Consider the following 24416-nt stretch of genomic DNA (forward strand, 5'->3'; position numbering starts at 1 on the left):
CGCTGGCCCTGGCCGGCACGCCCGCTGAGGCGGCCCCGCTCAGCCCCGGGCGGCGGCCGGCACGGGTTGCGGCGTGAACGGCACGCTCGCCGGCACGTCGGCGGCCGGCGCGCCGGCCGGGTGCCGCCACAGGCCGCGCCCGCGGAGGATCGGCAGCACGCCCTCGCCGAACCAGTACGCCTCCTCCAGGTGCGGGTGACCGGAGAGGATGAACTCGTCGATGCCGAGCGCGTGGTACTCGGCGATCCGGTCGGCGACCTCGGTGTGGCTGCCGACCAGCGCGGTGCCGGCGCCGCCGCGGACGAGGCCCACCCCGGCCCACAGGTTCGGTGCGACCTCCAGGCCGTCGCGCGAGCCGCCGTGCAGGTCCAGCATCCGCCGCTGCCCCTCCGACTCGCTGCGCCGCAGCCCCTCCTGGACGGCCCGGATGTCGGCCTCGGCGATGCCGTCGAGCAGCCGGCGCGCCTGCGCCCACGCCTCGTCGGCGGTGTCCCGGGTGATGACGTGCAGCCGGATGCCGAACCGCAGCTCCCGGCCCGCCTCGGCGGCCAGCCCCCGGATCCAGTCGAGCTTGCCGGCCACCTGCGCCGGCGGCTCGCCCCAGGTCAGGTAGACGTCGCTGTGCCGGACGGCCACCGGGCCGGCGGCGGCGGACGACCCGCCGAAGTAGACCTGCGGCAGCGGGTCGGGCAGCCGGCTCAGCCGGGCGCCCTCGACCCGCAGGTGCTCCCCCGCGTGGTCCACCGTCTCGCCGCGCCACAGCGCGCGGACCACGTGCAGGAACTCGTCGGTGCGCGCGTAGCGGGCGTCCTTGTCGAGGAAGTCGCCGTACGCCCGCTGCTCGGTGGACTCGCCGCCGGTGACCACGTTGAGCAGCAGCCGGCCGCCGGAGAGCCGCTGGAACGTCGAGGCCATCTGGGCGGCCAGGGTGGGCGAGAGCAGCCCGGGGCGGAACGCGACGAGGAACTTCAGCCGCTCGGTCACCTCGGTCAGCATGGCGGTGCTCAGCCAGGCGTCCTCGCACCACGCGCCGGTCGGGGTGAGCGCGCCGGCGAAGCCGAGCTGCTCGGCGCTGCGGGCGATCTGCCCGAGGTAGGCGACGCTCGCGGGCCGCGCGCCGCCGGCGGTGCCGACCGGTACGCCGTGCCCGCCGCCCACGATGTCCCGGCTGTCGCCGTAGGTCGGCAGGAACCAGTGGAAGGTGAGCGGCATGGGAAACCTCCTGAGGGGTGGGACGACGGCGTCCACACCCTACCCATAAATCCTATCGGGTTGGTAGGTTGCTCGCGTCCGCCGACGGCCGGGACATCCCCTTCCCCGAGGAGCTGCCATGCGTACCCCGTCGAGAACCCGCCCCCGGCGGCGCCGCACCGTGACCGCGCTGCTCACCACCCTGGCGCTGCTGGCCACCACGGCCCTGGCGGCCTGCGGCGGCGACGCGGCCGACGCCGACGACGGCGGCACCGGCAAGCTACGGATCGGCTACCAGCGGTTCGGCGGCCTCAGCCTGGTCAAGGCCCGGGCCGCCGCGCCGAACGTGACCTGGTCGCTGTTCGAGAGCGGCCCCGCGTTGACCGAGGCGCTCAAGGCCGGCTCGATCGACATTGGCCAGGTCGGCGAGGCGCCGCCGGTGTTCGCCGCCGCCGGGAAGATCCCGTTCGCCGTCATCGGCACGTCGGCCCCGATCCCGCAGGGCGAGGCGGTGCTGGTCAAGGCCGGAAGCCCTTACCACAGCTTCGCCGACCTGCGGGGGAAGACCGTGGCGCTGAACAAGGGCTCCAACGTGCACTGGCTGCTGGTGAAGCTGCTGGAGGCGAACAGGATGACGCTCAAGGACGTCAACGTCAGGTATCTGAAGCCCGCCGAGGGACGGCCCGCGTTCGACAACGGACAGGTCGACGCCTGGATCATCTGGGACCCGTACTTCGCGCTGGCCGAGCAGCCCGGCGTGCGGGTGCTCGCCGACGCCACCGGCCTGGCCGGCAACCGGGAGTACGTGCTGGCCGCGCCGGAGGCGGTGAAGAACCGGACCGACGACGTCCGCGCCTTCCTGAGCACGTACCGGCAGGTGACCGACTGGGGCATCGCCCACCCGACGGAGCGCGCCGCGACCCTCGCTCCCGAGCTGAAGATCCCGCTCGACGTGACCAGCCGCGCGCTGGCCCGCAGCGCCCGGCCGCTCGCCCCGGTCACCCCCGAGATCGGCGCCGAACTCCAGGCCATCGCGGACAGCTTCGTCGAGCTGGAGCTGGTGCCCGGCCCGGTGGACATCGCCGGACGGGTGGACGGGCGGTTCAACGAGGCGCTCGGATGACCAGCCCGGCGCTCGCCGAGGCGCCGGCCCCCGTCGTACCGGCCGGGCCGGCGCCGACCCGGCCGCGGGGCGGCACGGCCCGGCGGTGGCGCCGCGTCCTCAGCCCGCTCGTGCTGGTGCTCGGCTGGGAGGCCGCCGCCCGGGCCGGCGTGCTCGCCCCGGAGAAGCTCCCCGCCCCGAGCGCCGTCCTCGCCACCGGCTGGCGCCTGGCCCGGGACGGCACCCTGGCCGTCCACCTGGTCGACTCGCTCACCCGCGCCGCGCTCGGCCTGCTCATCGGCGGCGGCCTGGCCCTGGTCCTCGGGGCGGCCGCCGGGCTGCTCCGCCTCGGCGACGACCTGGTCGACCCGCCCGTGCAGATGGCCCGCATGCTGCCCCACCTGGGCCTCGTTCCCCTGCTGATCATCTGGGTGGGTATCGGCGAGTCGCTGAAGATCACCCTGGTCGCGCTCGGCGCGTTCTTCCCGATCTACTTCAACACGTACGCCGGCATCCGGGACATCGACGAACGGCTCGTGGAGGCGGCGCGCACCTGCGGGCTCGGCCCGGCGGCCCGGCTGCGGCACGTGGTCCTCCCCGGCGCGCTGCCCGCTCTGTTCCTCGGGCTGCGGCTGGCCATCGGGGCGGCCTGGCTCAGCCTGGTCGTCGGCGAGCAGGTCAACGCCCAGACCGGCGTCGGCTTCCTCATGATGGAGGCCCGCGAGTTCAGCCAGACCGACGTGGTGGTGCTCGGCCTGGTCATCTACGCCCTGCTGGGCCTGCTCTCCGACCTCGCCCTCCGGTACGCGGAGAGGAGGACGCTCACATGGCGGCGCGGCCTGCGGGCGACCTGACCCGGCCGGTGCTCACCGCCCACGCGGTGGGCCGCGCGTTCGGTCCCACGGTGGTGCTGGCCGGCGTCGACCTGGCCGTCGCCGCCGGGGAGACGGTGGCGCTGCTCGGGAGCAGCGGCTCCGGCAAGAGCACCCTGCTGCGCATCCTCGCCGGCCTGGACGACGAGGCGACCGGCCGGCACGTCCTGCACGGCACCGCGGCCGTGGTGTTCCAGGAGCACCGGCTGCTGCCCTGGAAGCGGGTGGCCGACAACGTCGCCCTCGGGCTCACCGGGCCGGACGCCGCGGCCCGGGTCGGCCGCGCGCTGGCCGAGGTCGGCCTGGCCGACCGGGGCCGGGCCTGGCCGGCCGAGCTCTCCGGCGGGCAGGCACAGCGGGTCGCGGTCGCCCGGGCCCTGGTCCGCGAACCCGACCTGCTCCTGCTCGACGAGCCGTTCGGCGCGCTGGACGCGCTGACCCGGCTGCGCATGCAGGGCCTGCTGCGCCGGCTGCGCGCCGAGCACGGCTTCGCCGCGCTGCTGGTCACCCACGACGTGGAGGAGGCCCTGCTGCTCGCCGACCGCGTCCTGCTCCTCGACGGGGGCGTCATCGCCGAGGAGATCCGCGTCGGCCTCGGCCCCGCGCCCCGCCCCGACGACCCCGCCCTCGGTGCGCTGCGGCGGCGGCTGCTCGACCGCCTCGGCGTGCCCGCCACCTGACCCCGACCTGCGAGGTATCGACGAAAAGTCCCACTGATTGAATAGGAATGGCAGCGTCGCCGAGCCTCCGGAGGTCACCCGTGTCCCACGCCGAAGCCGACCACGACACCCGCCGGAGCCGGCAGTGGCTCGCCGGGGAGGCCCGCGGCGCGGGCGTCGACCGCGACCGGCTGCTGGAGCTGGGGGCGGCCATGGCCGCCCTGACCGCCGCCGCGGCCGAGCGGGAGCCGGTCGCCATGGCGTCCGCGCCGGTCGGCGTCGACCCCGGTACGCCGATCGCCAAGCCGCTGCCGCCGGAGCTGCTGCGCCCGCTGGACACCAACGCCGAGATGCGCTGGACGGCGCTCGCCGGGCAGGGGTATGTGGTGTCGAACGACCGGTTCTTCGTCCGCAACCACACCGAGACGCCCCGGCTGGACGCCGACACCTGGCGGCTGCGCCTGTTCGGCACCGGGCTGCGGGACGCGCCCACCCGGGACGCCCCGGTCGAGTTCAGCCTCGACGAGCTGCGCCGGCTGCCCGCCGAGGAGAGCGACGCGCTCCTGGAGTGCGCCGGCAACGGGCGGCGCTACTTCGCCGAGCAGCAGGGCGAGCCGGCCCCCGGGGTGGCCTGGGGGCTGGGCGGGGTCGGGGTGGCCCGCTGGCGCGGCGTCCGGCTCGGCACCGTGCTGCGCCTGGCCGGCCTGCGGGACGACGCGGTCGACGTGATGCCCGAGGGGCTGGACCCGGACTACGTGACCGGCGGGATCAACCTGGGCCGCGTACGCCGCCCGCTGCCGATCGCCAAGGCCCTCGACGACGTGCTGCTGGCGTACGAGATGAACGGCGAGCCGCTCCCGCCCGACCACGGTTTCCCGGTCCGCCTCGTCGTGCCCGGCTGGATCGGCATCGCCTCGATCAAGTGGGTGGGTCCCGTCGAGGTCTCCACCACTCCCCTGTTCTCCCCGTGGAACACCCGGTTCTACCGGATGTTCGGCCCGGGGCACCCGGCCGGGGGCACGGTGCTGGGCGCGCAGCCGGTGAAGAGCGCGTTCGAGCTGGCCTGGGACGCCCGCGTACCGGTCGGCGCCGAGGTGCTGCTGCACGGCCGGTCCTGGTCCGGCAACGGCCCGATCGAGCGGGTCGAGGTGGACACCGGCGACGGCTGGCGCCCGGCCGACCTGGTGCCGGCCGACCGGGGCGGGGCCTGGCAGCGCTGGACGGTCCGCTGGCGCCCCCCGGCGCCGGGCCGGTTCACCCTCCGCGCCCGCGCCACCGACACCACGGGCGCGACCCAACCCGACCGGGCCGCCCCGAACACCCTCGCCTACCTTTTCGACGCCGTCGTCCACCACCCGGTCACGGCGCACTGACCCACCCCGCCCTCAGCGCGTTGATCATGAAGTTGTCGCCCCGACGCGCTGCTGTCGGTGGTCATAACTTCATGATCAACTGGCCGGGGACGTGAGGTAGGCGGGTGGGACGGTGTCCGTCAGCCAGACGCCGTTGGCGCTGCGGTAGAAGGGGTAGCCGTTGGCGGACATGGCGGCGGCGTCGATCGTCAGGATCACCACGGCGTCGCTACGGCGGGCACCGACCCGGCGGGCGGTCTCCTCGTCGGGAGACAGGTGCACGTGATGGCGGCGGCCCCGGCGCAGCCCCTCGGCGCGGATCGCGGGCAGGACCGCCTCGCTGGTGCCGTGGAACAGCCGGTCCGGCGGGGTCGCCGGCGCCAGGCCCAGGTCGACCGGGACGGAGTGGCCCTGACTGGCCCGGATCCGGTCGACCCCGTCCGGGCCGCGCTCGACGGCGAAGCGCTGCTTGTCGTTGCCGGCCACCACCGCGTCCAGGTCGGCCCGGGTGATCCGCAGCGCGGCGAGCAGGTCGGCGACCGGCACCCAGCCGGCCCCGTCGAGCGTCAGGTGGAACCGGTCGGGGCGGTGGCGCAGCGCCAGCGACATCCGCTTGCTGACCCGCACCAGGTCACGATGATCCACGCGGACAGTGTGACCCAACCGGCCGGGACCGGCGAGGGATATCAGCGGGTGGCGCCCGACCCCGAGCTCACCATCAGCCCCGCGGCGTCCACCACCTCGAAGTCGCTGCCGCGCAGGCCGCCGAGGGCGTGCAGGGCGTCGTTGTCCCAGCGCGGGTCGGGGGCGCCGGAGACGAACCAGGCCGAGCCGTGGTCGGCGACGATCAGCCCGTGACGCTGCATCGCCTCGGCGACGATCCGGGCCTGCCGGGGCAGCCCGGACAGGTCCACCGAACGCTTGAGGCGCAGCCGCTGGCCGAGCTGCGGCAGCGCCGGGTCGGTCGCCGACGAGGCGGAGTGGGTGGCCGGCCAGGTCCAGCCGGTGCGGGTGCGCGGCACGGTCACCCGCAGCGCGTGGTCGATGCGGCCGGCGGCCACCTCGTCGTAGCGGACCAGCCCGGCCAGGATGGACAGTCCGGCCGCGTCGGCGGAGGTCCAGCCGGCCCGGCGCAGCCTGTTCGACCGCAGGTCGAAGACGGCTCCCGAGCCGGCCCGCCAGCCGGCGCCGGACCGGTGCGCGTCGAACAGCTCGTACGCCCGGCACGCCGCCCGGTCCCAGACGATCACGTGCCGGTCGCCGGTGCCTGAAGGTCCACCCTCGACCGCCGCGTCCGGCGGGACCGGGTACGGCCCCGGGTCGCTCTCACCGGCGTACGCGAAGCTGACCGGAACACGCCGCTGGCCGGCGGGGACGACGGTGACCGGGATGCCGATCGGCGCGCCCTCCCAGCGGCCGGAGCCGAAGTCGGCGTGCACCGTGGCGCCGCCGCCGATCGCGCCGACCATCGCGGCCGAGCGCGGGTGCACGGGCAGCCGGGAGACGTCCGCGTGCCAGACGTTGTCCGCCGGGAAGACCCCGCACGGCCGGACGCTCGGGCTCGGCCGGCCGCCGAGCCCGGCGCGGGCCGCCGGGACGGGTGACGGGGCGGCCGGCGGGGCCGGCGTCGCGGCGCCCCCGCCGGCGGGCGTCGGCGCGGCGGCCGGCGGGTCTGCCGGTTCGGCGCAGCCGGCGGCGAGCAGGGCGAGCACGGCCGCGACGGCGGTGGCGTGGCGGACGGACGGGCGGGCCATTCCGCGCATCCTGCCCGAGGACGGCGGCGGCGGCAACGCCGCACCGGCCCACCGGCCACCGCCGGCGCGCCCGTCGGTCCGGCGGTCCCGGTCCGGTCAGGCGGCGGCGCGCTCGGCCGCGCGTGTCGGCACCCGTTCCGGGCGGCGGCGCGCCGGGCCGGGGACGCCGCCTGTCCCGGTCGGGTCAGGCGGCGGCGCGCTCGGCCAGCGGACGCCGCCGCAGTGCCGGGTCGGTGAGCGCGGGCGGGGACCAGACGCCGTCCGGCTGGTAGAGGTTCGTGCCGGGCGGGACGATCTCGTCGATCCGGTCCAGCACCGCGTCGTCCAGCGTGAGCGCCGCCCCCTTGAGCAGCCCTTCCAACTGCTCCAGGGTCCGCGGCCCGATGATCGTCGAGGTGACGGCCGGGTGCGCCGCGGTGAACGCGACGGCCAGCTCGGGCAGCGAGCAGCCGACCTCCTCGGCCAGGGCGACCAGTTCCTCGACGGCGGCGTACTTGGCGGCGTTGCCGGGCAGTGCCGGGTCGAACCGGGCCGGGGTGCGCGCCGGCCGGCCGGCGGTGAGGTCGACGGCCGCCCCCTGCCGGTACCGGCCGGTGAGGAAACCGGAGGCCAGCGGGCTCCACACCAGCACGCCCATGCCGTACCGCCGGCAGACCGGCAGGACCGCGCTCTCGATCCCGCGGGCCAGGATCGAGTACGGCGGCTGCTCGGTGCGGAACCGGCCGAGCGCCCGCCGCTCCGCCACGTGCTGCGCCTCGACGATCTCCTCGGCCGGGAAGGTCGAGCAGCCGAACGCCCGGATCTTGCCGGCCCGGACCAGGTCGGTGAGCACCCCGAGGGTCTCCTCGACGTCCGTGGTGTGGTCGGGCCGGTGCACCTGGTAGAGGTCGATCCAGTCGGTGCCGAGGCGGCGCAGGCTGTCCTCGACCGCGCGGACGATCCAGCGCCGCGAGTTCCCGCCCCGGTTGGGCCCCTCCCCCATCGGGAAGTGCACCTTGGTGGCCAGGACCACGTCGTCGCGCCGGCCCCGTAGCGCCTTGCCGACGATCACCTCCGACTCGCCCGCCGAGTACATGTCGGCGGTGTCCACGACGTTGATCCCCCGGTCGAGGGCGGTGTGGATGATCCGGGCACAGTCGTCGTGGTCGGGGTTGCCGACCGCGCCGAACATCATGGTGCCGAGGCAGTGGACGCTGACCTGGATGCCGGTGCCGCCGAGGACGCGGTGACGCATTGGGGGCTCCCTGGGAGTGACGCCGCGCTGACCGGGCGGCGGCCGGTGCGGTCACCGTAGGAGTTCGAGCGCGCTCGAGGTCAAACCCTCAGCCGCCGGCCTCCCCGGCCTGCGCCAGGTAGCCGGCCGCCTGCAGCTCGAACAGCTCCCGGTAGATGCCCTCCTGGGCCATCAGCTCGTCGTGGTTGCCCTGCTGGACGAGCCGGCCGTGGTCCATCACGAAGATCCGGTCGGCGTGCCGGACGTTGGCCAGCCGGTGGGTGATGAGCACGACGGCCCGGTCGGGGTGCCGCCGCAGGTGCTGGAAGAGCGCGTGCTCGGCCCGCGCGTCGAGGGCCGCCGAGGGCTCGTCGCAGATCAGCAGGCGGGCGTCGCGGTAGAGGCCGCGGGCGGCCACGAGCCGCTGCCACTGCCCGCCGGAGAGGTCCTGGCCGTCCTTGAACTGCCGGTCCAGCAGCGTGTCGTACCCGAACGGCAGCTCGGTGATCATGTCGTGCGCGGCGGCGTCCCGGGCCGCGGCCTCGACGTCCGGGCCAGGCCGGTCGCCGGGCCGGTCGTGCCGGCCGATCCGGATGTTCTGCCGGGCGGTGAACGGGAACCTCCACCAGTCCTGGCTCATCACCGCCACCTGCGCGGCGGTCTGCCGCGGGTCCAGTTCGGCGGTGTCCACCCCGTCCCAGCGGATCACGCCGGCGGTGGGCCGGTAGAGGCCGGCGACGAGCTTGGCCAGGGTGGTCTTGCCGGAGCCGTTCTCCCCCACCAGCGCGATCACCTCGCCGCGCCGGACGGTCAGGGTGACCTCGTCGACGGCGGCGGTCTCGGTGTCCGGGTAGCGGAGGCTGACCCGGTCGAGGTCGATCCGGTCGAAGCCGTCCACCGGCCGGGTGCCGCCGGCGGGCACGCGGTGCCGGGCGCGGTCCAGGAAGTCGCGGTAGTCCTGGTAGTAGAGCGCGTCCTCGTAGAGCGAGTTGGTGGCGAAGACGGCGGTCCGCAGGCCGGCCCGGGCGGACTGCAACGCCAGCAGGGCGGTGGCCGCGGCGGCGAGGGCGACCACGCCGTTCAGCAGCAGACCGCCGAGGACCGCGTAGAGCCCGAAGGCGGCGACGCCGGTGGCCGACAGGCCGACCGCGCGCGTCGCCGTCTGCGAGCGGGCCAGGCGCAGCTCCGCGCGGGTCTCCAGGCTCACCATGCGGTGGTACTCCGCCAGCAGGAACTCCCGCATCTGGTACGCGCGGATCTCCGCGGCGGTGTGCCGGTCGGCCATCAGATCGCCGAGCATGAACTTACGACGCCGGCGGGTGATCCGGGCCAGCCAGTCGAAGTGCTGGCGGCGGGCCATCCGGACGGCGGTCACGGCCTCCGGCGCGGCGGCCACCAACAGACAGGGCAGCAGCAACGGATGGATCACCGTCACCGCGGCGGCGGTGGCCGCCACGCCGACCACGCCGGTGACCAGATTGACGGTGTCGTTCACGATGGACCCGGCCTCGGCCAGGCCCCGGTCGCGGGCCCGCACCATCTCCTCGGCGAACCCGGCGTCGTCGAAGGCGGCCAGTTCGACCGCCGAGGTGGTCTCGAAGAGCCGCAGCTCCACCGCGTAGTTGATCTGCGGGATGAGCCGCGCCTGCGCCCACCCCGCCGCGACGGTCAGGGCGCCTCGGACGGTGACCGCCGCGGCCGCCAGCGTCAGGGCGGGCAGCGCCGCGCGGATCCGGTCCGGCGTGGGACCGGCGGCGAAGAGCTGGTGCAGCACCCCCGTCGTGGCGAGCAGGCCCAACGTGGTGAGCACGCCGGCAGCGACGTTGAGCCCGATCGAGGCGAGCGTGTCCCGCCGGCTGGTCGCCCAGGCCAGGGTGATGGCCTCCCGGACCAGGGCGGGCAGCCGGCGGGCCACCGACCAGAAGCTGGTGTGGGCCAGCTCCGTGGCCCGGTGCATCCAGTGCGGGTCCTCCAGCTCCGGCAGCGACGGTTCCTCCGCCGGCTCGTCCTGCTCGGACGGGGGACGCGGGCCGATCACCGTGGTCATGGCACCTCCTCGCCGGGACGGGCAGCACCGGAGCTTACTTTCCGCAGTCAACTGCTGTCTGCTCGTGACCGGCGTGTCGAACACCCGTCCCAAAGGCGTGTCGCGCCCCCGGATCCCGGCTTCCGAGGGGTGGGCGATGTCGGGTCGCGTCGCGCGTGCCCGCTCCGGGTGGCAGGCTGGTGGGGTCGCCGACAGCGGGGCGACGCCGGCCCGCCCGGCAGACCCGTCGTGAAGGAGAAGATCGACCCGATGGCTGTGGACGTCACCACCACGGACGAATGGCAGGCCCTGCGCAAGCACGCCGAGGCGATGCGCGGCACGCACCTGCGGGAGCTGTTCGACGCGGACGGGCAACGGGGTGAGCGGCTCACCGGCGAGGTCGCCGACCTGCACGTCGACTACAGCAAGAACCTGATCACCGACGAGACGCTGGGCCTGCTGACCGCGCTCGCCGAGCGGGTCGGGCTGGCCGACCGGATCGCCGCCATGTTCGCCGGGCAGCACATCAACTCCACCGAGGACCGGGCCGTACTGCACACCGCCCTGCGCCTGCCCCGCGACGCGTCGCTCACCGTGGACGGTCAGGACGTCGTCGCCGACGTGCACGCCGTGCTGGACCGGATGTCGGCGTTCGCCGAGCGGGTCCGCTCCGGCGCCTGGCGGGGCCACACCGGCGAGCGGATCAGCACCGTGGTCAACATCGGCATCGGCGGCTCGGACCTCGGGCCGGTGATGGCGTACGAGGCGCTGAAGGCGTACCGGGACGCGGGGATCAGCTGCCGGTTCGTGTCCAACATCGACCCGACCGACATCCACGACAAGACCACCGACCTGGACCCGGCCAGCACGCTGTTCGTGGTGGTGTCGAAGACCTTCTCCACGCAGGAGACCCTGGCCAACGCCGACCAGGCCCGGCGCTGGCTGCTGGCCGGGCTGGACGCCGACGACAGCGCGGTGGCCCGGCACTTCGTCGCGGTCAGCACCAACGAGCAGCGGGTCCGCGACTTCGGCATCGACCCGGAGAACATGTTCGGCTTCTGGGACTGGGTGGGCGGGCGCTACTCGCTGCCCTCCGCGGTCGGGCTGTCGGTGATGCTGTCGGTCGGGCCGCAGCGGTTCCGGGAGTTGCTGGCCGGCTACCACGCCGTGGACGAGCACTTCCGGACCACGCCGGTGGCGCGGAACGTGCCGGCGCTGCTCGGCCTGCTCAACGTCTGGTACACCGACTTCCTCGGCGCGGAGACCCACGCGGTGCTGCCGTACGCCCAGTACCTGCACCGGTTCCCGGCCTACCTGCAGCAGCTCACCATGGAGAGCAACGGCAAGTCGGTGACCCGGGACGGCCGGCCGGTCACCTGCCCGACCGGGGAGATCTTCTGGGGCGAGCCGGGCACCAACGGTCAGCACGCCTTCTACCAGCTCATCCACCAGGGCACCCGGCTGATCCCGGCCGACTTCATCGCGTTCAGCCAGCCCAACCACGACCTGGGCGACATGCACGACCTGTTCATGTCGAACTTCTTCGCGCAGACCGCCGCGCTGGCGTTCGGCCGCACGAAGGAGCAGGTCGAGGCCGAGGGCACCGCGCCCGAGGTGGTGCCGCACCGGGTGATGCCGGGCAACCACCCGACCACGTCGATCATCGCGCCGAAGCTGACCCCGGCGACGCTGGGCCAGCTCATCGCCCTCTACGAGCACATCGTCTTCACCGAGGCCGCGGTCTGGGACATCAACGCCTTCGACCAGTGGGGCGTGGAACTGGGCAAGGTGATGGCCAACCAGCTCGCCCCGAAGCTCACCGGGGCCGGAGCGGACCTCGGCGACGTGGACTCGTCCACCGCCGCGCTGATCCGGCGCTACCGCGCCCAGCGCGGCCGGGACTGACGGACGCCGGCGGCCTCCGGCCCGGGTGGCCGGAGGCCGCGGTCAGCCGCGCAGCAGGTCGGCGTGGGCGGCGCGGAGCCGGGCGAGCGCCGGGTCGCCGGCCGGGGCGCGCCGGTCCAGCTCGGCCCAGACCTCGGCGAGGGCGTCGGTGAGCGTGCGCAGCTCGGCGGCGTGGCGCCGGCTGCTCTGCCCGTGCAGCTCCTCCAGCCGCCGGGACCAGCCGGCGCTGATCGCGGCGATCCGGTCGGCGTCGGCGCGGGCCTGCGCCGCCGTGCGCGCCGCCGCGGCGGGCACGATCGCGGCGACCGGGCGCGGGTCGCCGTCGCGGGTGACGACGGTGACGGTGTCGGTCAGCTCGGCGAGGGAGACGAGCTGGGTGAGCCGGGTGCGGACCTCGCGCAGCGGCAGGGCGCGCGGCTGGGGGGACCGGTCGGCCAGTGCGGGGACAGCCATGGACACATGTTGACGTCCGGGTACGACAGAACTCCGCCGCGTGCCGATCGCCGGGGTCGCTCCGGCGCCAGGGCCCGCCCGGCTAGCCCTCCGGCTTCCATTCCGGGGCCAGCACGGACCAGACCTCCAGGTCGGCCCGGCCGTCCGGCCCCGGTGCGGCTTCCCGGAGCACACCGTCACGGCTCATCCCCAGCCGCCGGGCAACGGCGATGCTGCGCGCGTTGCCGGCCTTGGTGACCCACTCCACCCGGTGGATGCCGCGGTCCCGGATCGCCCAGCCGATGATCACCCGGGCGGCGCGGGTGACCAGGCCCTGCCCCTCGGCGCCGGGCTCCAGCCAGCAGCCGGCCTCGGCGACGCCCGTGGTGGTGCTGAGCGACACGAACATCACCCCGCCGACCAGCGTGCCGTGCCGCCAGATGCCCCAGATCCCGCCGTCGTCGCGGGCCCACCGGTCGGCGTAGTTCTGCAGGACCCGGCGGGCCGACTCGGCGTCGGTGGCCACGAAGGACGCGCCGACCCAGGGGGTGATGTGCTCCCGGCAGCGGTCGAGGTTGGCGAGGAACTCGTCGGCGTGCCACGGCATGAGCGGCCGCAGCTCGGCGTCGTCGGTCAGGGCGAGGGCGAACATCCGAGCAACCTACCGGCCGGGGGCGCCGGGGCGCGCCCCCTTTCCGCCGGTCAGGGGTGCATCTCGTACGCGCCGGCCAGCGCGACCACCCGCTGCCACACCCGGGCCGTGCGGTCGGCGTCGGTGACCGGGCGGCGCAGGTGGGCGAGCGCCCAGGCGGCCTGCGCCTCGGTGGTGGCCGCCTTGCCGTGCAGCTCGGTGGCGTAGCCGGAGAAGTCCCGGACCAGCAGGTCGAAGATCTCGTCCAGCAGGTCGGCGTCGAGGGCGGTCAGCTCGGCCTGCTCCAGAATCAGCTGGCCGTAGACGACGAGCGCGAAGAGCTGGCCGACGGTGAGCAGGAAGTCCAGGTCCCGTTGCTGGGCCTCGTCCGGGGCGTGTGCGGCGAGCAGGGCGGTCAGCCCGTCGGCCTGCTCGCGGAAGCGGGCCACGTTGGGCACGTGGGCGTGCGCGTCGTAGGCGGCGCGCCAGTCGTGGAAGCGGATCGCGCCGAGGCCGCGGGCCGGGCCCTGCCGGAAGAGGAACTCGTCGTCGGCCGGGTCCTGCCGGGTCGGCACGGGCGGGTGCTCGGCGGGCCGGAACAGGTAGTTCGGCATGAACTTGAGGATCAGCGCCAGGTTGACGTGCACCGTGCCCTCCAGCTTCGGCAGGCCGCGGATGTCCTTGGCGGCCTTGTCGAAGTAGGTGTCGGCCTCGAAGCCCTTGGCGGCGATCACGTCCCAGAGCAGGTCGACGACCTTCTCTCCCTCGGTGGTGACCTTCATCTTGGTCATCGGGTTGAACAGCAGGTACCGCCGGTCGTCCGGGCCGGCCGAGCGGAAGTAGTCGACCGCGCGATCGCTGAACAGCTTCATGGCCACCAGGCGGGCGTACGCGTCGGTCAGCTCGCGGCGCACGTGCGGGAAGTCGGTGACCCGCCGCCCGTAGAGGATCCGCTGGTGGGCGTGGGTGACCGCCTCGTACATGGCGTGTTCGCAGATGCCGATGGAGGCGGTGCAGAGGTTGAACTTGCCGACGTTGACGGTGTTGAGCGCGGCGTCGAAGGCGGCCGGGCCGGTGTGCAGCACGTCCTCGGCGCGCACCGGGTAGTCCTCCAGGCGGAACTCGCTGACGTACATCTGCGCGTTGACCACGTTGCGGACCAGCCGGTACGCGGGGTGCCGGCTGTCGGCGGCGAAGAAGACGTACCCCTGGGGGCCCTCGACGTCGGCGCGGCGGCCGAAGACGGAGACCAGCCCGGCGACGTTGCCGTTGCCGATGTAGTACTTGCCGCCGGTGGCCCGGAAGCCGCCGTCGCCGTCCGGGGTGAGCAGCAGGTCGGTGGAGTAGATGTCGGCGCCGTGCGGCCGCTCGGAGAGGCCGAACGCCATGACGTGCCCCTCGTCGAGCAGCGCGGCGGCGCGGGCCCGTGCGGCGGCGTTGCCGCTCTGCCAGACCGGCCCGAGGCCGAGCACGGTGACCTGCCAGGTGTACCAGTAGCCGAGCCCGTAGAAGCCGAGGATCTCGCTGAGCGCCGCGTTGCGGGCGGTGTCCCAGCGCTTGTCCGGGTCGCCGCCGGCGTCGGCGGCCGGGGTGAGGAAGGTGGCGAAGAGCCCCTCCTTGGCGGCGAAGTCGAGGAAGTCGGCGTACCACTCGTGGTGGTTGTAGCTGTCCACCAGGGCCCGCTTGCCGCGGGACTCGAACCAGTCGACGGTGGCGCGCAGCAGCCGCCGGGAGGTCTCGTCGAGGTGGGTGGGGTCGTAGCGGTGCGGGTGGAACAGCAGCGGGTCGGTCACGGGGTCGCCTTCCTGGGGGTGGCGGGGTCGAGGTGGCGCAGGGTGTCGAGGACGTCGTCGAGCCAGGCCAGCACCATCCGCTCGTACGCGATGCCGCCGCGCAGCACGACGTGCTGGAGGGCCGCGCGGGCGTCCGGGGCGGCGGGGTCGGGGAAGTCGCGGCGCTCGCCGGCCAGGTAGCCCGCGAGCGTGGCCTCGTGGTCGGCGCGGTAGCGCTCGACCTCGGCGACCAGGGCGGCGCGGCCGGCCGCGTCGTCGAACGCGGCGCCGCGGATCTTGACGGCCAGCTCGTGCCGGACGGCCTCCGGCTGCACCGGGGCGCGCAGCCAGGTGACCAGGGCGGACCGTCCGGCGGGGGTGACCGACCAGACCTTCTTGTCCGGCAGCCCCTCCTGGCCGACCTCCTCGGCGGTGAGCCAGTCGTCGTGTTCCATCCGCCTGAGGACCCGGTAGATCTGCTGGTGGGTGGCGGTCCAGAAGCGGCCGATCGAGCGGTCGAAGCGCCGGGCCAGCTCGTAACCGGAGGCGGGGTGCTCCAGGAGCGAGACGAGGATGGCGTGCTCCAGCGACATGCCGGCCATCTTGCTATGCAACGAGTTGCATAGCAAGCCCCGGCTCCGCTCAGTGGCGGCCCAGTCGCGCGGCCAGCGCGGCGCGCAGCCGGTCCACGCCCTCGCCGGTCAGCGCCGACACCGGCACGGCCTCCGGGCAGGCGCGGCAGAGGGCGTCCACCCACTTCGGCGGCGCCACGTCGATCTTGTTGAGCACCAGCAGCTCGGGCACGTCCCCCGCGCCGATCTCGTGCAGCACGCCGTGCACGGTGGTGATCTGCTCCAGCGCGTCCGGCGCGGCGGCGTCCACCACGTGCAGCACCAGGTCGCTGCCGCTCACCTCCTCCAGGGTCGAGCGGAACGCGTCGACAAGCTGGTGGGGCAGGTGCCGGACGAACCCGACCGTGTCGGTGACCGTGTAGGTGAGGTCGCCCGTGGAGATCCGCCGCACCGTCGGGTCGAGCGTCGCGAAGAGCACGTCCCGGACCTGCGCGTCCGCCCCGGTGAGGCGGTTGAGCAGGGCCGACTTGCCCGCGTTGGTGTAGCCCGTGATCGCCACCGAGGGCACCCGGTTGCGCGCCCGCCGGCCGCGGTTGCGCTCCCGCCGCCGGGCCAGCTCGCGGACGTTGCCCCGCAGCCGCGTGGCCCGCTGCCGCAGCCGGCGGCGCTGGGTCTCCAGCTTCATCTCACCGGGGCCACGGACGCCCATGCCGGCGCCGCCGGCCATCCGGCCACCACCCACCCGGGACAGCGCGCGGCCGTCGCCGCGCAGCCGGGGCAGCTGGTACGCGATCTGCGCCAGCTCCACCTGCACCCGACCCTCGCTGGTACGGGCGTGCTCGGCGAAGATGTCCAGGATCAGGGCGGTCCGGTCGACCACCCGCACCCCCGTGCGTTCCTCGAGGTTGCGCACCTGACCGGGGCTCAGCTCGCCGTCGGCGATCACCACGTCGGCGTGGGTCCGCTCGGCCACCGCGGCCAGCTCGTCCACCTTGCCGGAGCCGACGTAGGTGGCCGGGTCGGGCCGGGCCCGGTTCTGCACCACCGACTCGGCGACGGCCAGCCCGTCGGTGTCGGCCAGCCGGCTCAGCTCGGCCAGCGAGGTGGCGCTCCCCGGGCCGCTGCCGTCCCCGTCCTCGGGATGCACCGCCACCAGGACGGCGGTCGGCCGGCGACCCGTCGTCGTGGCGCCCGCGCCCATCAACCAGGTACCCGCCATCGCCCACCTCGCTCCTCCGGTCCGGTCCGATCTACCCGGGTCGGGCCGGACCATGCGGTGCGGGGAGGTGGTCGGACAGCGCGGCGAACTGCGCCACCGTCAGGTACGAGGGGTTCGCCGCCTGCGGCTGCCGGAGCACCTCGGCCCCGGCCAGCCGCGGGTCGGCCCGCAGCAGCTCCCGGCGCACCCGCAGCGGCTCGTCGAGGATCGTCAGGTCCAGCGGGAGGGTCCACGGCTCGCCCGGCGGGCCGGGGCGGGGCGCGGCGGCGACGCGGCCCAGCCCCCACACCCCGTACGGCGCCCGGCCGCGGCTGCCGCTGGCCCAGAACACCACGGGCTGCCCGGCCCGCATCAGCCGGACCCGGTAGCCCGGCCGGACGCACCAGGCCGCCACCGCCGGGTCGGCGGCGAAGCGGCCGGTCAGGTCCACCGCGTCCGCGTTGCCCTTGATCAGCCAGGCGCCGAGGTCGTCGAGGGTCACCCGCCGGTCGCTCATCCGGCCATTCTGCGGCCCGGTTGGCCGCCGTGCCGGGCCGCGGTCAGATGATGAGGTGGGTCCAGTAGGTCAGCCACACGGCGAACAGCGCACCCTGGAGCAGCGCCAGCCCGGCGGTGAGCCAGCCGTCGAGTTCGCGCCTGCGGGCCCAGCGGGCCAGCACGAACGCCACCGGGAACGCGGCCAGCAGGTAGCGCAGCAGGCTCTTGTACACCGGCGGGCCCATCGACAGCGGCACGAGCACCACGATCACCGTGTAGACCAGGTACGGCCAGTCGGCCCGCCGGCGCAGCCCGACGACCGCCACGAGCAGCATGGCCACCGCGATCCAGACCCGGAACGCGTTGGCCGAGTTGTCGCCGACCAGCGCCGACCCGGCCACCCCGAGCGGGTTCTGCACCCGGATCCCCCAGCCCTTCTCCTGGGCGTGCTGGTAGGCGAACCAGTCGCCGCCCTGCCACCGGCAGAACGCCATGAAGGTCAACCAGCCGGCCGGCACCAGCAGCAGCGGCCAGCCCCGCCGCAGGTAGCGCGCGAGGCTGCGCGGGTCGAGGCGCCAGTCGTGCTGGCGCAGCAGCACCATGGCCAGCGGGAGCACCACCACGAAGCCGACCGAGCGGCTCATCGCCAGGAAGTAGCCGACGATCCCGACCACCAGCCAGCGGCGCTGCTCGGCGTACCAGAAGGCGGCCAGCGCGAGGCAGACGAAGAGCGACTCGGTCAGCGCCGCCTGGAACAGGAACGCCGTCGGCAGGAGCAGCAGGTACCGCACCCCCCGCCGGCCGTCCGCGCCGGCCGCGTCCGGGTCACCGGCGCCGAGCAGCCGGGCCCCCAGCCGGTACGCGAACCAGAGCTGCAACAGCAGCGCCACGTTGGCGACCACCAGCAGCGCCCAGGCCGTGTGCCCGCCGAGCAGCGGCGCGAAGGGCCGGGCCAGGAACGGGTAGAGCAGCGGGAAGCCGAAGTCGTGCCACGGCCGGTCCAGCGGCACCCGGGCCAGGTGGTCGTAGAGGAACGAGTCCCAGGCGAACCAGAGCGAGAACCAGCGGTGCGACGACACCTCGTTCTGCTGGGTCCGCATCATCGCCTCGTCGGCGGGCGGCGCGCCGGGCACCCCGTCCCAGGCGGTCAGGACCAGCACGCCGACCAGGCTCAGCACGACCTTCGAGCCGACGAAGACGGCGAGCACGAAGCCCCAGGGCGCGGGAATCCGCGCGGCCAGCCGCCCGGCCGCCGACGCCAGCCGGGCGCGTGCGCCGGGCCGCAGGTCGGGGCCGGGCACCTCCGCCGTCCCGGCCCGCCGCTCGTCCGCCATCCCGCTCCCACCGGTCGCCCCCGCGACCGACCCCCGGACCGGGAAACCGGCCCCGCATCCCCGTTCCGCCCCGGTTCACACCCGCCGGACCCCGAACGGGTGACCCCGGGCTCGCGGATCGCGGGTGCAGGTGAGTCGGGCGGCAGGACGGGTAAGGGCGCTGCCGCATCGACAGGCTGGCGGCGGGGGGCACGGACGGCATGGGTGACGGCAACGGGACCGTGGTCATCGGGGCGGGGCCCGCGGGGCTGACCGCCGCGTACGAGCTGCTGCGGCACGGCGAGCCGGTCCGGGTCTACGAGGCCGACGCAGTCGTCGGCGGGATCAGCCGCACGGTGCAGCGGGACGGCTGGCGGTTCGACATCGGCGGGCACCGGTTCTTCACCAAGGTCTCCCGGGTCGAGGACTTCTGGCACGAGATCCTGCCCGACGAGGACTTCCTGCTCCGGCCCCGGATGAGCCGGATCTACTACCGGGGCGCCCTCTACGACTACCCGCTCAACGCCGGCAACGCGCTGCGCAACCTCGGCCTGGTGGAGGCGCTGCGCTGCGTCGGGTCGTACGGGCGGGCCCGGCTGCGCCCGCCGAAGGACCAGTCGCACTTCGAGGGGTGGGTGTCGGCCCGGTTCGGCTGGCGGCTCTACTCGAAGTTCTTCAAGACCTACACCGAGAAGGTCTGGGGGATGCCGGCCGACCAGTTGCAGGCCGACTGGGCCGCCCAGCGGATCAAGAACCTGTCGCTGTCCACCGCGGTGCTCAACGCGCTGCTGCCCAAGCGCAACCGCAAGGACGTGACAAGCCTCATCGAGGAGTTCCAGTACCCGAAGCACGGCCCCGGGATGATGTGGGAGCGCTGCACCGAGGAGGTGGAGAAGCGCGGCGCCACGGTACGCACCAACACCTGGGTGACCGAGGTGCACCGGGACCCGGCGGAACGGCGCGCCACCGCCGTCACGGTGGTCGGCGCCGACGGCGAGCGCACCGAGCCGGCCGACCACGTGATCTCCTCGATGCCCATCTCCGCGCTGGTGCGGGCCATGCGCCCGGAGGCCCCGCCGGAGGTCCGGGCCGCCGCCGACGACCTGCGGTACCGGGACTTCCTGACCGTCGCGCTGGTGGTCCCGGAGGAGTTCTCCTTCCCGGACAACTGGATCTACGTGCACGACCCGGCCGCCCGGGTGGGCCGGATCCAGAACTTCGGCTCCTGGTCGCCGTACCTGGTGAAGGACGGGCGGACCTGCCTCGGGCTGGAGTACTTCGTGTTCGAGGACGACGAGATGTGGCGGACCCCGGACGAGGACCTGGTGGCCTTCGCCACCGCCGAGCTGGAACGGCTGGGCCTGGTCCGGCCCGGCTGCGTGGAGGCCGGCTACGTGGTCCGGATGCCGAAGGCGTACCCGGTCTACGACGAGCGCTACCAGCACAACGTCGACGTGATCCGCGGCTGGCTGGCCCGCGAGGTGCCGAACGTGCACCCGGTGGGGCGCAACGGGATGCACCGCTACAACAACGCCGACCACTCGATGCTCACCGCGATGCTGACCGCCGAGAACATCGCCCTCGACGCCGGCCACGACGTCTGGACGGTCAACGTCGAGCAGGACTACCACGAGCAGCGCACGCCGTCGCGGCACGGCACCGGCCGGGACGCCCCGGTCATGCCGGCCCGCCGGTAAGGCGCGGGCGTGAGGGTGGTCATAACGGCTGGACGGCCCGGGCCGCCCGCCTGCTAGCCTTCTCGGCAGGTCATGAGCGCCAGCGCCAAGCCCCGGCTCGCTGGCCGGCAACCCTCCTCCGCGGTGGGGTGCCCCGGGTGAGGACCAGGCACCGGCAGCCGCCGGTGCAAGCGTGGCCTGGTACCCAGGTCATCACCGACCCGAGGGAACCATGTCTGCTCAGCTCCGCACCCCGCCCGCCGACGGCATCGCCTACCCGGCGCGTTTCGCGCTGGTCAAGCGGCGGCACGTCGACCTGATGCGGGTGTGCAGCGACGCCTGTCGCCGCCCCGACGCGCGCTGAGCGCCACTCCCCCACCTTCCGCACCATCCCTCCGGCTCGCCCGCCCCGGGCGCGCCGTCGGCGGCGTGCGCCCACGCCGCCCCGGACCCTGGAGACACCTGTGCGATTCCGTTCCGCCCTGACCCGCGCCGCCGCGCTCGGCGCCGCCGCCGTGCTCGCCGCCACCGCCCTCACCGCCTGCGGCGACGACGGCTCCACCAGCGAGGCCGCCAACCCGTACGGCCTGCTGCAGGCCGGCGTGCTGCGGGCCGGCACGCTCACCGACGCCCCGCCGAACGTGTACCTGAAGGACGGCACGTTCACCGGCTTCGACAACGACCTGCTCACCGCGGTCGCCGGGAAGATCGGCCTGAAGGTGGAGTTCGTCGGCACCGACTTCTCCGCCCTGCTCGCCCAGGTCAACAACCACAAGTTCGACGTGGGCAGCTCCTCCATCACCATCACCGAGGCCCGGAAGAAGACCGTGGACTTCGGCAACGGCTACGACTTCGGCTACTTCGGACTGGACGTGCCCGCCGGCTCCCCGATCAGCGGCTTCGACCAGCTCGCCGGCAAGCGGGTGGTCGTCGTGCAGGGCACCGTGCAGGACGACTACGCCACCCGGGAGAACCTGAACCCGGTCCGGGTGCCCGACTACAACGGCGCGATCAACCAGCTCAAGGCCGGCACGGCCGACGCCTGGATCGCCCCGGCCGAGATCGGCGACACGTCCGCCGCGGACAGCAAGGGCAAGATCAAGGTGGCCGCGAAGCAGCTCAGCCCGGCCCCGACCGCGTACGCGGTGGCCAAGGGCAACGACAGGCTGCGCGAGGCGCTGAACAAGGGCCTCGACGAGGTGATCGCCGACGGCACCTGGAGCCGGCTCCAGGCGCAGTACTACCCGGGCCGGCCCATCCCGGCCGACTTCACGCCGGGCAGCGGCACGGTCGCCGTGCCGTCGCCGTCGGCGGCTTCCTGACCCGGAACGACACGGACGAGCGGGGCGGAGGCGACACATGGATCCACTGAGCACCCTGTGGGAGACCTTCTTCGACTGGGACGCCATGCGCGAGGCGCTGCCCGAGATGCTGACCGTCGGGCTGCCCAACACGCTGATCCTGGCGGTCTCCGCCGCCCTGCTCGGCTCGGTGCTGGGCATGCTGCTGGCCGTCGCGGGCATCTCGCGTACCCGCTGGTTGCGGTGGCCCGCCCGGGTCTACACCGACGTGTTCCGCGGCCTGCCGGCGGCGGCGACCATCCTGCTCATCGGCGTCGGCCTGGCGCCGCTGGGCATGCAGGTCTGGGGTCCGAACCCCTACCCGCTGGGCGTGCTGGCGCTGTCGCTGATCGCCGCCGCCTACATCGGAGAGATCTTCCGGGCCGGCATCCAGAGCGTGGAGGCCGCCCAGCTGGAGGGGGCCCGGGCGCTCGGCTTCTCCTGGGGTGAGGCCATGCGGCTGGTCATCGTCCCGCAGGGCGTACGCCGGGTGCTGCCGGCCTGGGTCAACCAGCTCATCGCGCTGATCAAGGACTCCAGCCTGGTCTACTTCCTCGGCCTGGTGGCCAGCCAGCGGGAGCTGTTCCGGATCGGGCAGGACTACGCGGCCACCACCGGCAACGAGTCCGCGCTGCTGCTGGCCGGCCTGTTCTACCTGCTGCTGACCGTGCCGCTGACCCACGCGGTCAACTGGATCGACCGGCGGCTGCGGCAGGGCCGGCTGGTGGCCGCCCCCGACCTCGACGTCGAACTCGACCCCGCCGGCGCGCCCGCGCCGACCGGAAAGGACCCGCGATGAGCACCGCCACCGCCACCTCGGTCAGCCTGGCCGTCCGCGACGTGCACCTGGCCTTCGGGCAGCACCAGGTGCTGCGCGGCGCCGACCTGGACGTGGCCCGGGGCGGGACGGCCTGCGTGATCGGCCCGTCCGGCTCCGGCAAGTCGACACTGCTGCGGACGATCAACCGGCTCATCGAGCCGGACCGCGGTGACGTGCTGCTCGACGGGCGCAGCGTGCTGGGCGACGACCCGGACGCGCTGCGCCAGCGGATCGGCATGGTGTTCCAGCAGTTCAACCTGTTCCCGCACATGACCGTGCTGCGCAACCTCACCCTCGCCCTGCGCAAGCTCAAGAAGCTCCCCGAGGACGAGGCCGTGCAGGTCGCCCGGGCCCAGCTCGACCTGGTCGGCCTGGCCCACAAGGCCGAGGCCCGGCCGGCGCAGCTCTCCGGCGGTCAGCAGCAGCGGGTGGCCATCGCCCGGGCCCTCGCGCTGCGGCCGCAGGTGATGCTCTTCGACGAGGCCACCTCGGCGCTCGACCCCGAGCTGGTCAAGGGGGTGCTCGGGGTGATGGCCGACCTCTCGGCCGCCGGCATGACGATGGTGGTGGTCACCCACGAGATGGGCTTCGCCCGGGAGGTGGCCGACACGGTGGCCTTCATGGACGCCGGCGTCGTGCTGGAGGCGGGCCCGCCGGCCGCCGTCTTCGAGGCGCCGGAACACCCGCGGCTGCGTCGCTTCCTGTCCCAGGTGCTCTGACCGGGGCACCGTCAGCCGGGGCAGCGGTCGGAGAGGGCGTAGCGGGTGAGCACCACGTCGCCGATCTGGCGGACCTCGACCACCCGGGCCCGGCGGCCGGGGTGCCACGGGAAGTGGCCGTCCCCGACGAACCGGGGCGCCCGGCGGTCGCCCACGAAGAACGGCGCGACCACCAGGTGCAGCTCGTCGGCGACACCGGCGGTGAGGAACTGACAGTGCAGCGTGCCACCGCCCTCCACCATCAACCGGCCCACGCCGCGCCCGGCCAGGTCGGCGATGATCGCCCCGGGGGTGACCGGGTCGGCCATGTCGACCACGGTGGCCACCGCGCCCACCCGCTCCCGGGTCTTCTCCGCCACGCCGCCCGGGCAGTAGACCAGCTTCGGCCCGTCGCCCATCGTGAAGAACCGGGCCGTCGGGTCGAGATCGCCGCTGGCCGTGACGGTGACCTTCACGGGGCACGGCGGCAGGCCGCGCGCCACCCGCTCGGCCCGCCGCCGCGCGCTGCGCACCAGCAGCCGGGGGTCGTCGCGGCGGACCGTCGCGGCGCCCACCATGATCGCGTCGCAGCCGGCCCGGACCGCGTCGATCCGGTCCAGGTCGGCGTCGTTGGAGAGCAGCAGCCGCTCGGCCGTCGCGTCGTCGATGTAGCCGTCGATCGACATCGCGCAGCTGAGCAGCACGTACGGCCGGCTGCTCACGGCACGAACGGCAGGTCGAGGGCATGGTCGGCGCGGGTCACCTTGGCCGCCAGGTAGCCCGCGTTCGCCGGGGACAGGTGCACGCCGGTGAGCACCCGGTCGACCACCGTGACGCCCAGCCGCTCCAGCTGGGCGGCCTTGTCCGGGTTGTTGCTGAGCAGGGCCACCCGGGTCACGCCCAGCGCGGCGAGCATCTGGGCGGCCACCGTGTAGTCGCGCTCGTCGGGGCCCCGGCCGAGCGCCACGTTGGCCTCGTAGGTGTCCAGGCCGCCGTCCTGCAGGGCGTACGCGTCGAGCTTGGCGTAGAGGCCGATGCCCCGGCCCTCCTGGCGCAGGTAGAGCAGGTAGCCGCCGGCCTCGGCGATCCGCTCGACCGCCTCGCGCAGCTGCGGGCCGCAGTCGCAGCGCTGGCTGCCGAACACGTCCCCGGTGAGGCACTCGCTGTGCGGGCGGACCAGCGGCGGCGCGGTGCCCGCGTCCCGCCGCTCACCGAGCCCGATGGCGAGGTGCTCGCGGCCGTCCACCAGCCCGTGGAAGGAGTGCACCCGGGCGGTGGTCACGTAGCCGTCCGGAAACCGCAGAGGGACCGTGACCTGGGTCCGGACCGTCGCGGGGGGCAGAGCGTCGTCCATGCTTCTCCTCAGTCCGGGCTGCCGGGTCGCACCGGCAG

At 74.3% G+C, this 24416-nt stretch carries 24 protein-coding genes and 1 riboswitch; of the genes, 10 read left to right on the forward strand and 14 right to left on the reverse strand.

Annotated features, from left to right (window positions below; translation table 11 throughout):
• Nucleotides 1-39: 39 nt before the first annotated feature.
• Complete coding sequence (locus ACZ6PY_RS17405; RefSeq protein ID WP_466073291.1) at nucleotides 40-1212, reverse strand: LLM class flavin-dependent oxidoreductase; 1173 nt, start codon at nucleotides 1210-1212, stop codon at nucleotides 40-42.
• A gap of 118 nt (nucleotides 1213-1330) precedes the next feature.
• On the opposite strand from ACZ6PY_RS17405, the gene ACZ6PY_RS17410 reads away from it, so the two are divergent.
• The 4 genes from ACZ6PY_RS17410 to ACZ6PY_RS17425 all read left to right on the forward strand — a co-directional run bounded on the left by ACZ6PY_RS17410 (nucleotide 1331) and on the right by ACZ6PY_RS17425 (nucleotide 5197).
• Complete coding sequence (locus ACZ6PY_RS17410; protein ID WP_466073293.1) at nucleotides 1331-2314, forward strand: aliphatic sulfonate ABC transporter substrate-binding protein; 984 nt, start codon at nucleotides 1331-1333, stop codon at nucleotides 2312-2314.
• Nucleotides 2311-3147, forward strand: coding sequence for an ABC transporter permease (locus tag ACZ6PY_RS17415; RefSeq protein WP_466073295.1), 837 nt, complete (start codon nucleotides 2311-2313; stop codon nucleotides 3145-3147). Before ACZ6PY_RS17410 ends, ACZ6PY_RS17415 begins: the two co-directional genes overlap by 4 nt.
• The gene (locus ACZ6PY_RS17420) at nucleotides 3120-3845 is read left to right on the forward strand and encodes an ABC transporter ATP-binding protein (RefSeq protein ID WP_466073296.1); all 726 of its coding nucleotides are present in this window, start codon (nucleotides 3120-3122) and stop codon (nucleotides 3843-3845) included. Before ACZ6PY_RS17415 ends, ACZ6PY_RS17420 begins: the two co-directional genes overlap by 28 nt.
• Before the next feature lie 80 nt (nucleotides 3846-3925).
• On the forward strand, nucleotides 3926-5197 hold the full coding sequence (locus ACZ6PY_RS17425) for a sulfite oxidase (protein ID WP_466073297.1): 1272 nt from the start codon (nucleotides 3926-3928) through the stop codon (nucleotides 5195-5197).
• A 75-nt stretch (nucleotides 5198-5272) separates the two neighbouring features.
• Here the strand turns inward: ACZ6PY_RS17425 and ACZ6PY_RS17430 are convergent, their stop codons facing one another.
• The 4 genes from ACZ6PY_RS17430 to ACZ6PY_RS17445 form a co-directional block, all read right to left on the reverse strand.
• Nucleotides 5273-5821 carry an RNA 2'-phosphotransferase gene (locus ACZ6PY_RS17430; protein WP_466073298.1) on the reverse strand — a complete coding sequence of 183 codons (549 nt, stop codon included), beginning with the start codon at nucleotides 5819-5821 and terminating at the stop codon, nucleotides 5273-5275.
• 41 nt (nucleotides 5822-5862) lie between these two features.
• Complete coding sequence (locus ACZ6PY_RS17435; RefSeq protein ID WP_466073300.1) at nucleotides 5863-6930, reverse strand: hypothetical protein; 1068 nt, start codon at nucleotides 6928-6930, stop codon at nucleotides 5863-5865.
• Between the two features lie 184 nt (nucleotides 6931-7114).
• On the reverse strand, nucleotides 7115-8164 hold the full coding sequence (locus ACZ6PY_RS17440; RefSeq protein ID WP_466073302.1) for an aldo/keto reductase: 1050 nt from the start codon (nucleotides 8162-8164) through the stop codon (nucleotides 7115-7117).
• A gap of 88 nt (nucleotides 8165-8252) precedes the next feature.
• Entirely contained in the window at nucleotides 8253-10190 is a 1938-nt protein-coding gene (locus tag ACZ6PY_RS17445) for an ABC transporter ATP-binding protein (RefSeq protein WP_466073303.1), read from the reverse strand.
• A 249-nt stretch (nucleotides 10191-10439) separates the two neighbouring features.
• Between ACZ6PY_RS17445 and pgi the strand changes: the two genes are divergently transcribed.
• On the forward strand, nucleotides 10440-12074 hold the full coding sequence (gene pgi / locus ACZ6PY_RS17450) for a glucose-6-phosphate isomerase (protein WP_466073305.1): 1635 nt from the start codon (nucleotides 10440-10442) through the stop codon (nucleotides 12072-12074).
• Nucleotides 12075-12116: 42 nt separating this feature from the next.
• On the opposite strand, the gene ACZ6PY_RS17455 is transcribed toward pgi, so the two are convergent.
• The 7 genes from ACZ6PY_RS17455 to ACZ6PY_RS17485 all read right to left on the reverse strand — a co-directional run bounded on the left by ACZ6PY_RS17455 (nucleotide 12117) and on the right by ACZ6PY_RS17485 (nucleotide 18511).
• Complete coding sequence (locus tag ACZ6PY_RS17455) at nucleotides 12117-12527, reverse strand: type II toxin-antitoxin system Phd/YefM family antitoxin (RefSeq protein ID WP_466073306.1); 411 nt, start codon at nucleotides 12525-12527, stop codon at nucleotides 12117-12119.
• An 82-nt stretch (nucleotides 12528-12609) separates the two neighbouring features.
• Nucleotides 12610-13158: a GNAT family N-acetyltransferase gene (locus tag ACZ6PY_RS17460; protein WP_466073308.1), complete on the reverse strand. Its 549-nt coding sequence runs from the start codon at nucleotides 13156-13158 to the stop codon at nucleotides 12610-12612.
• Between the two features lie 50 nt (nucleotides 13159-13208).
• Complete coding sequence (locus ACZ6PY_RS17465; protein WP_466073310.1) at nucleotides 13209-14930, reverse strand: acyl-CoA dehydrogenase family protein; 1722 nt, start codon at nucleotides 14928-14930, stop codon at nucleotides 13209-13211.
• A complete protein-coding gene (locus tag ACZ6PY_RS17470) occupies nucleotides 14927-15502 on the reverse strand; it encodes a PadR family transcriptional regulator (protein ID WP_466073312.1) in 576 nt (191 codons plus the stop codon). The genes ACZ6PY_RS17465 and ACZ6PY_RS17470 overlap by 4 nt, the downstream gene beginning before the upstream one ends.
• Nucleotides 15503-15551: 49 nt before the next feature.
• A complete protein-coding gene (gene hflX / locus ACZ6PY_RS17475; RefSeq protein WP_466073314.1) occupies nucleotides 15552-16700 on the reverse strand; it encodes a GTPase HflX in 1149 nt (382 codons plus the stop codon).
• 31 nt (nucleotides 16701-16731) lie between these two features.
• Entirely contained in the window at nucleotides 16732-17196 is a 465-nt protein-coding gene (locus ACZ6PY_RS17480) for an EVE domain-containing protein (RefSeq protein ID WP_466073316.1), read from the reverse strand.
• Between the two features lie 43 nt (nucleotides 17197-17239).
• Nucleotides 17240-18511 (reverse strand): hypothetical protein, encoded by a 1272-nt coding sequence (locus ACZ6PY_RS17485; RefSeq protein ID WP_466073318.1) that lies wholly within the window; start codon nucleotides 18509-18511, stop codon nucleotides 17240-17242.
• 200 nt (nucleotides 18512-18711) lie between these two features.
• Here ACZ6PY_RS17485 and ACZ6PY_RS17490 point away from each other — a divergent pair, with 200 nt between their 5' ends.
• From ACZ6PY_RS17490 to ACZ6PY_RS17510, 5 genes are all read left to right on the forward strand, one after another.
• Nucleotides 18712-20187, forward strand: coding sequence for an NAD(P)/FAD-dependent oxidoreductase (locus ACZ6PY_RS17490; protein ID WP_466073320.1), 1476 nt, complete (start codon nucleotides 18712-18714; stop codon nucleotides 20185-20187).
• Nucleotides 20188-20255: 68 nt separating this feature from the next.
• A riboswitch (SAM riboswitch) is annotated at nucleotides 20256-20366 on the forward strand.
• 32 nt (nucleotides 20367-20398) lie between these two features.
• Nucleotides 20399-20530, forward strand: a complete 132-nt coding sequence (locus ACZ6PY_RS17495; protein WP_255474577.1) for a hypothetical protein — start codon at nucleotides 20399-20401, stop codon at nucleotides 20528-20530.
• Between the two features lie 100 nt (nucleotides 20531-20630).
• Nucleotides 20631-21488, forward strand: a complete 858-nt coding sequence (locus tag ACZ6PY_RS17500) for an ABC transporter substrate-binding protein (protein WP_466073322.1) — start codon at nucleotides 20631-20633, stop codon at nucleotides 21486-21488.
• 37 nt (nucleotides 21489-21525) lie between these two features.
• Nucleotides 21526-22305 carry an amino acid ABC transporter permease gene (locus ACZ6PY_RS17505; protein WP_466073324.1) on the forward strand — a complete coding sequence of 260 codons (780 nt, stop codon included), beginning with the start codon at nucleotides 21526-21528 and terminating at the stop codon, nucleotides 22303-22305.
• Nucleotides 22302-23045 carry an amino acid ABC transporter ATP-binding protein gene (locus ACZ6PY_RS17510; protein WP_466073326.1) on the forward strand — a complete coding sequence of 248 codons (744 nt, stop codon included), beginning with the start codon at nucleotides 22302-22304 and terminating at the stop codon, nucleotides 23043-23045. The genes ACZ6PY_RS17505 and ACZ6PY_RS17510 overlap by 4 nt, the downstream gene beginning before the upstream one ends.
• Nucleotides 23046-23056: 11 nt before the next feature.
• Here the strand turns inward: ACZ6PY_RS17510 and ACZ6PY_RS17515 are convergent, their stop codons facing one another.
• Nucleotides 23057-23746 carry a RibD family protein gene (locus tag ACZ6PY_RS17515; RefSeq protein WP_466073328.1) on the reverse strand — a complete coding sequence of 230 codons (690 nt, stop codon included), beginning with the start codon at nucleotides 23744-23746 and terminating at the stop codon, nucleotides 23057-23059.
• The gene (locus ACZ6PY_RS17520) at nucleotides 23743-24378 is read right to left on the reverse strand and encodes a GTP cyclohydrolase II (protein ID WP_466073330.1); all 636 of its coding nucleotides are present in this window, start codon (nucleotides 24376-24378) and stop codon (nucleotides 23743-23745) included. Before ACZ6PY_RS17520 ends, ACZ6PY_RS17515 begins: the two co-directional genes overlap by 4 nt.
• Between the last annotated feature and the right edge of the window lie 38 nt (nucleotides 24379-24416).

Source organism: Micromonospora sp. NPDC048907 (genome assembly GCF_055586885.1).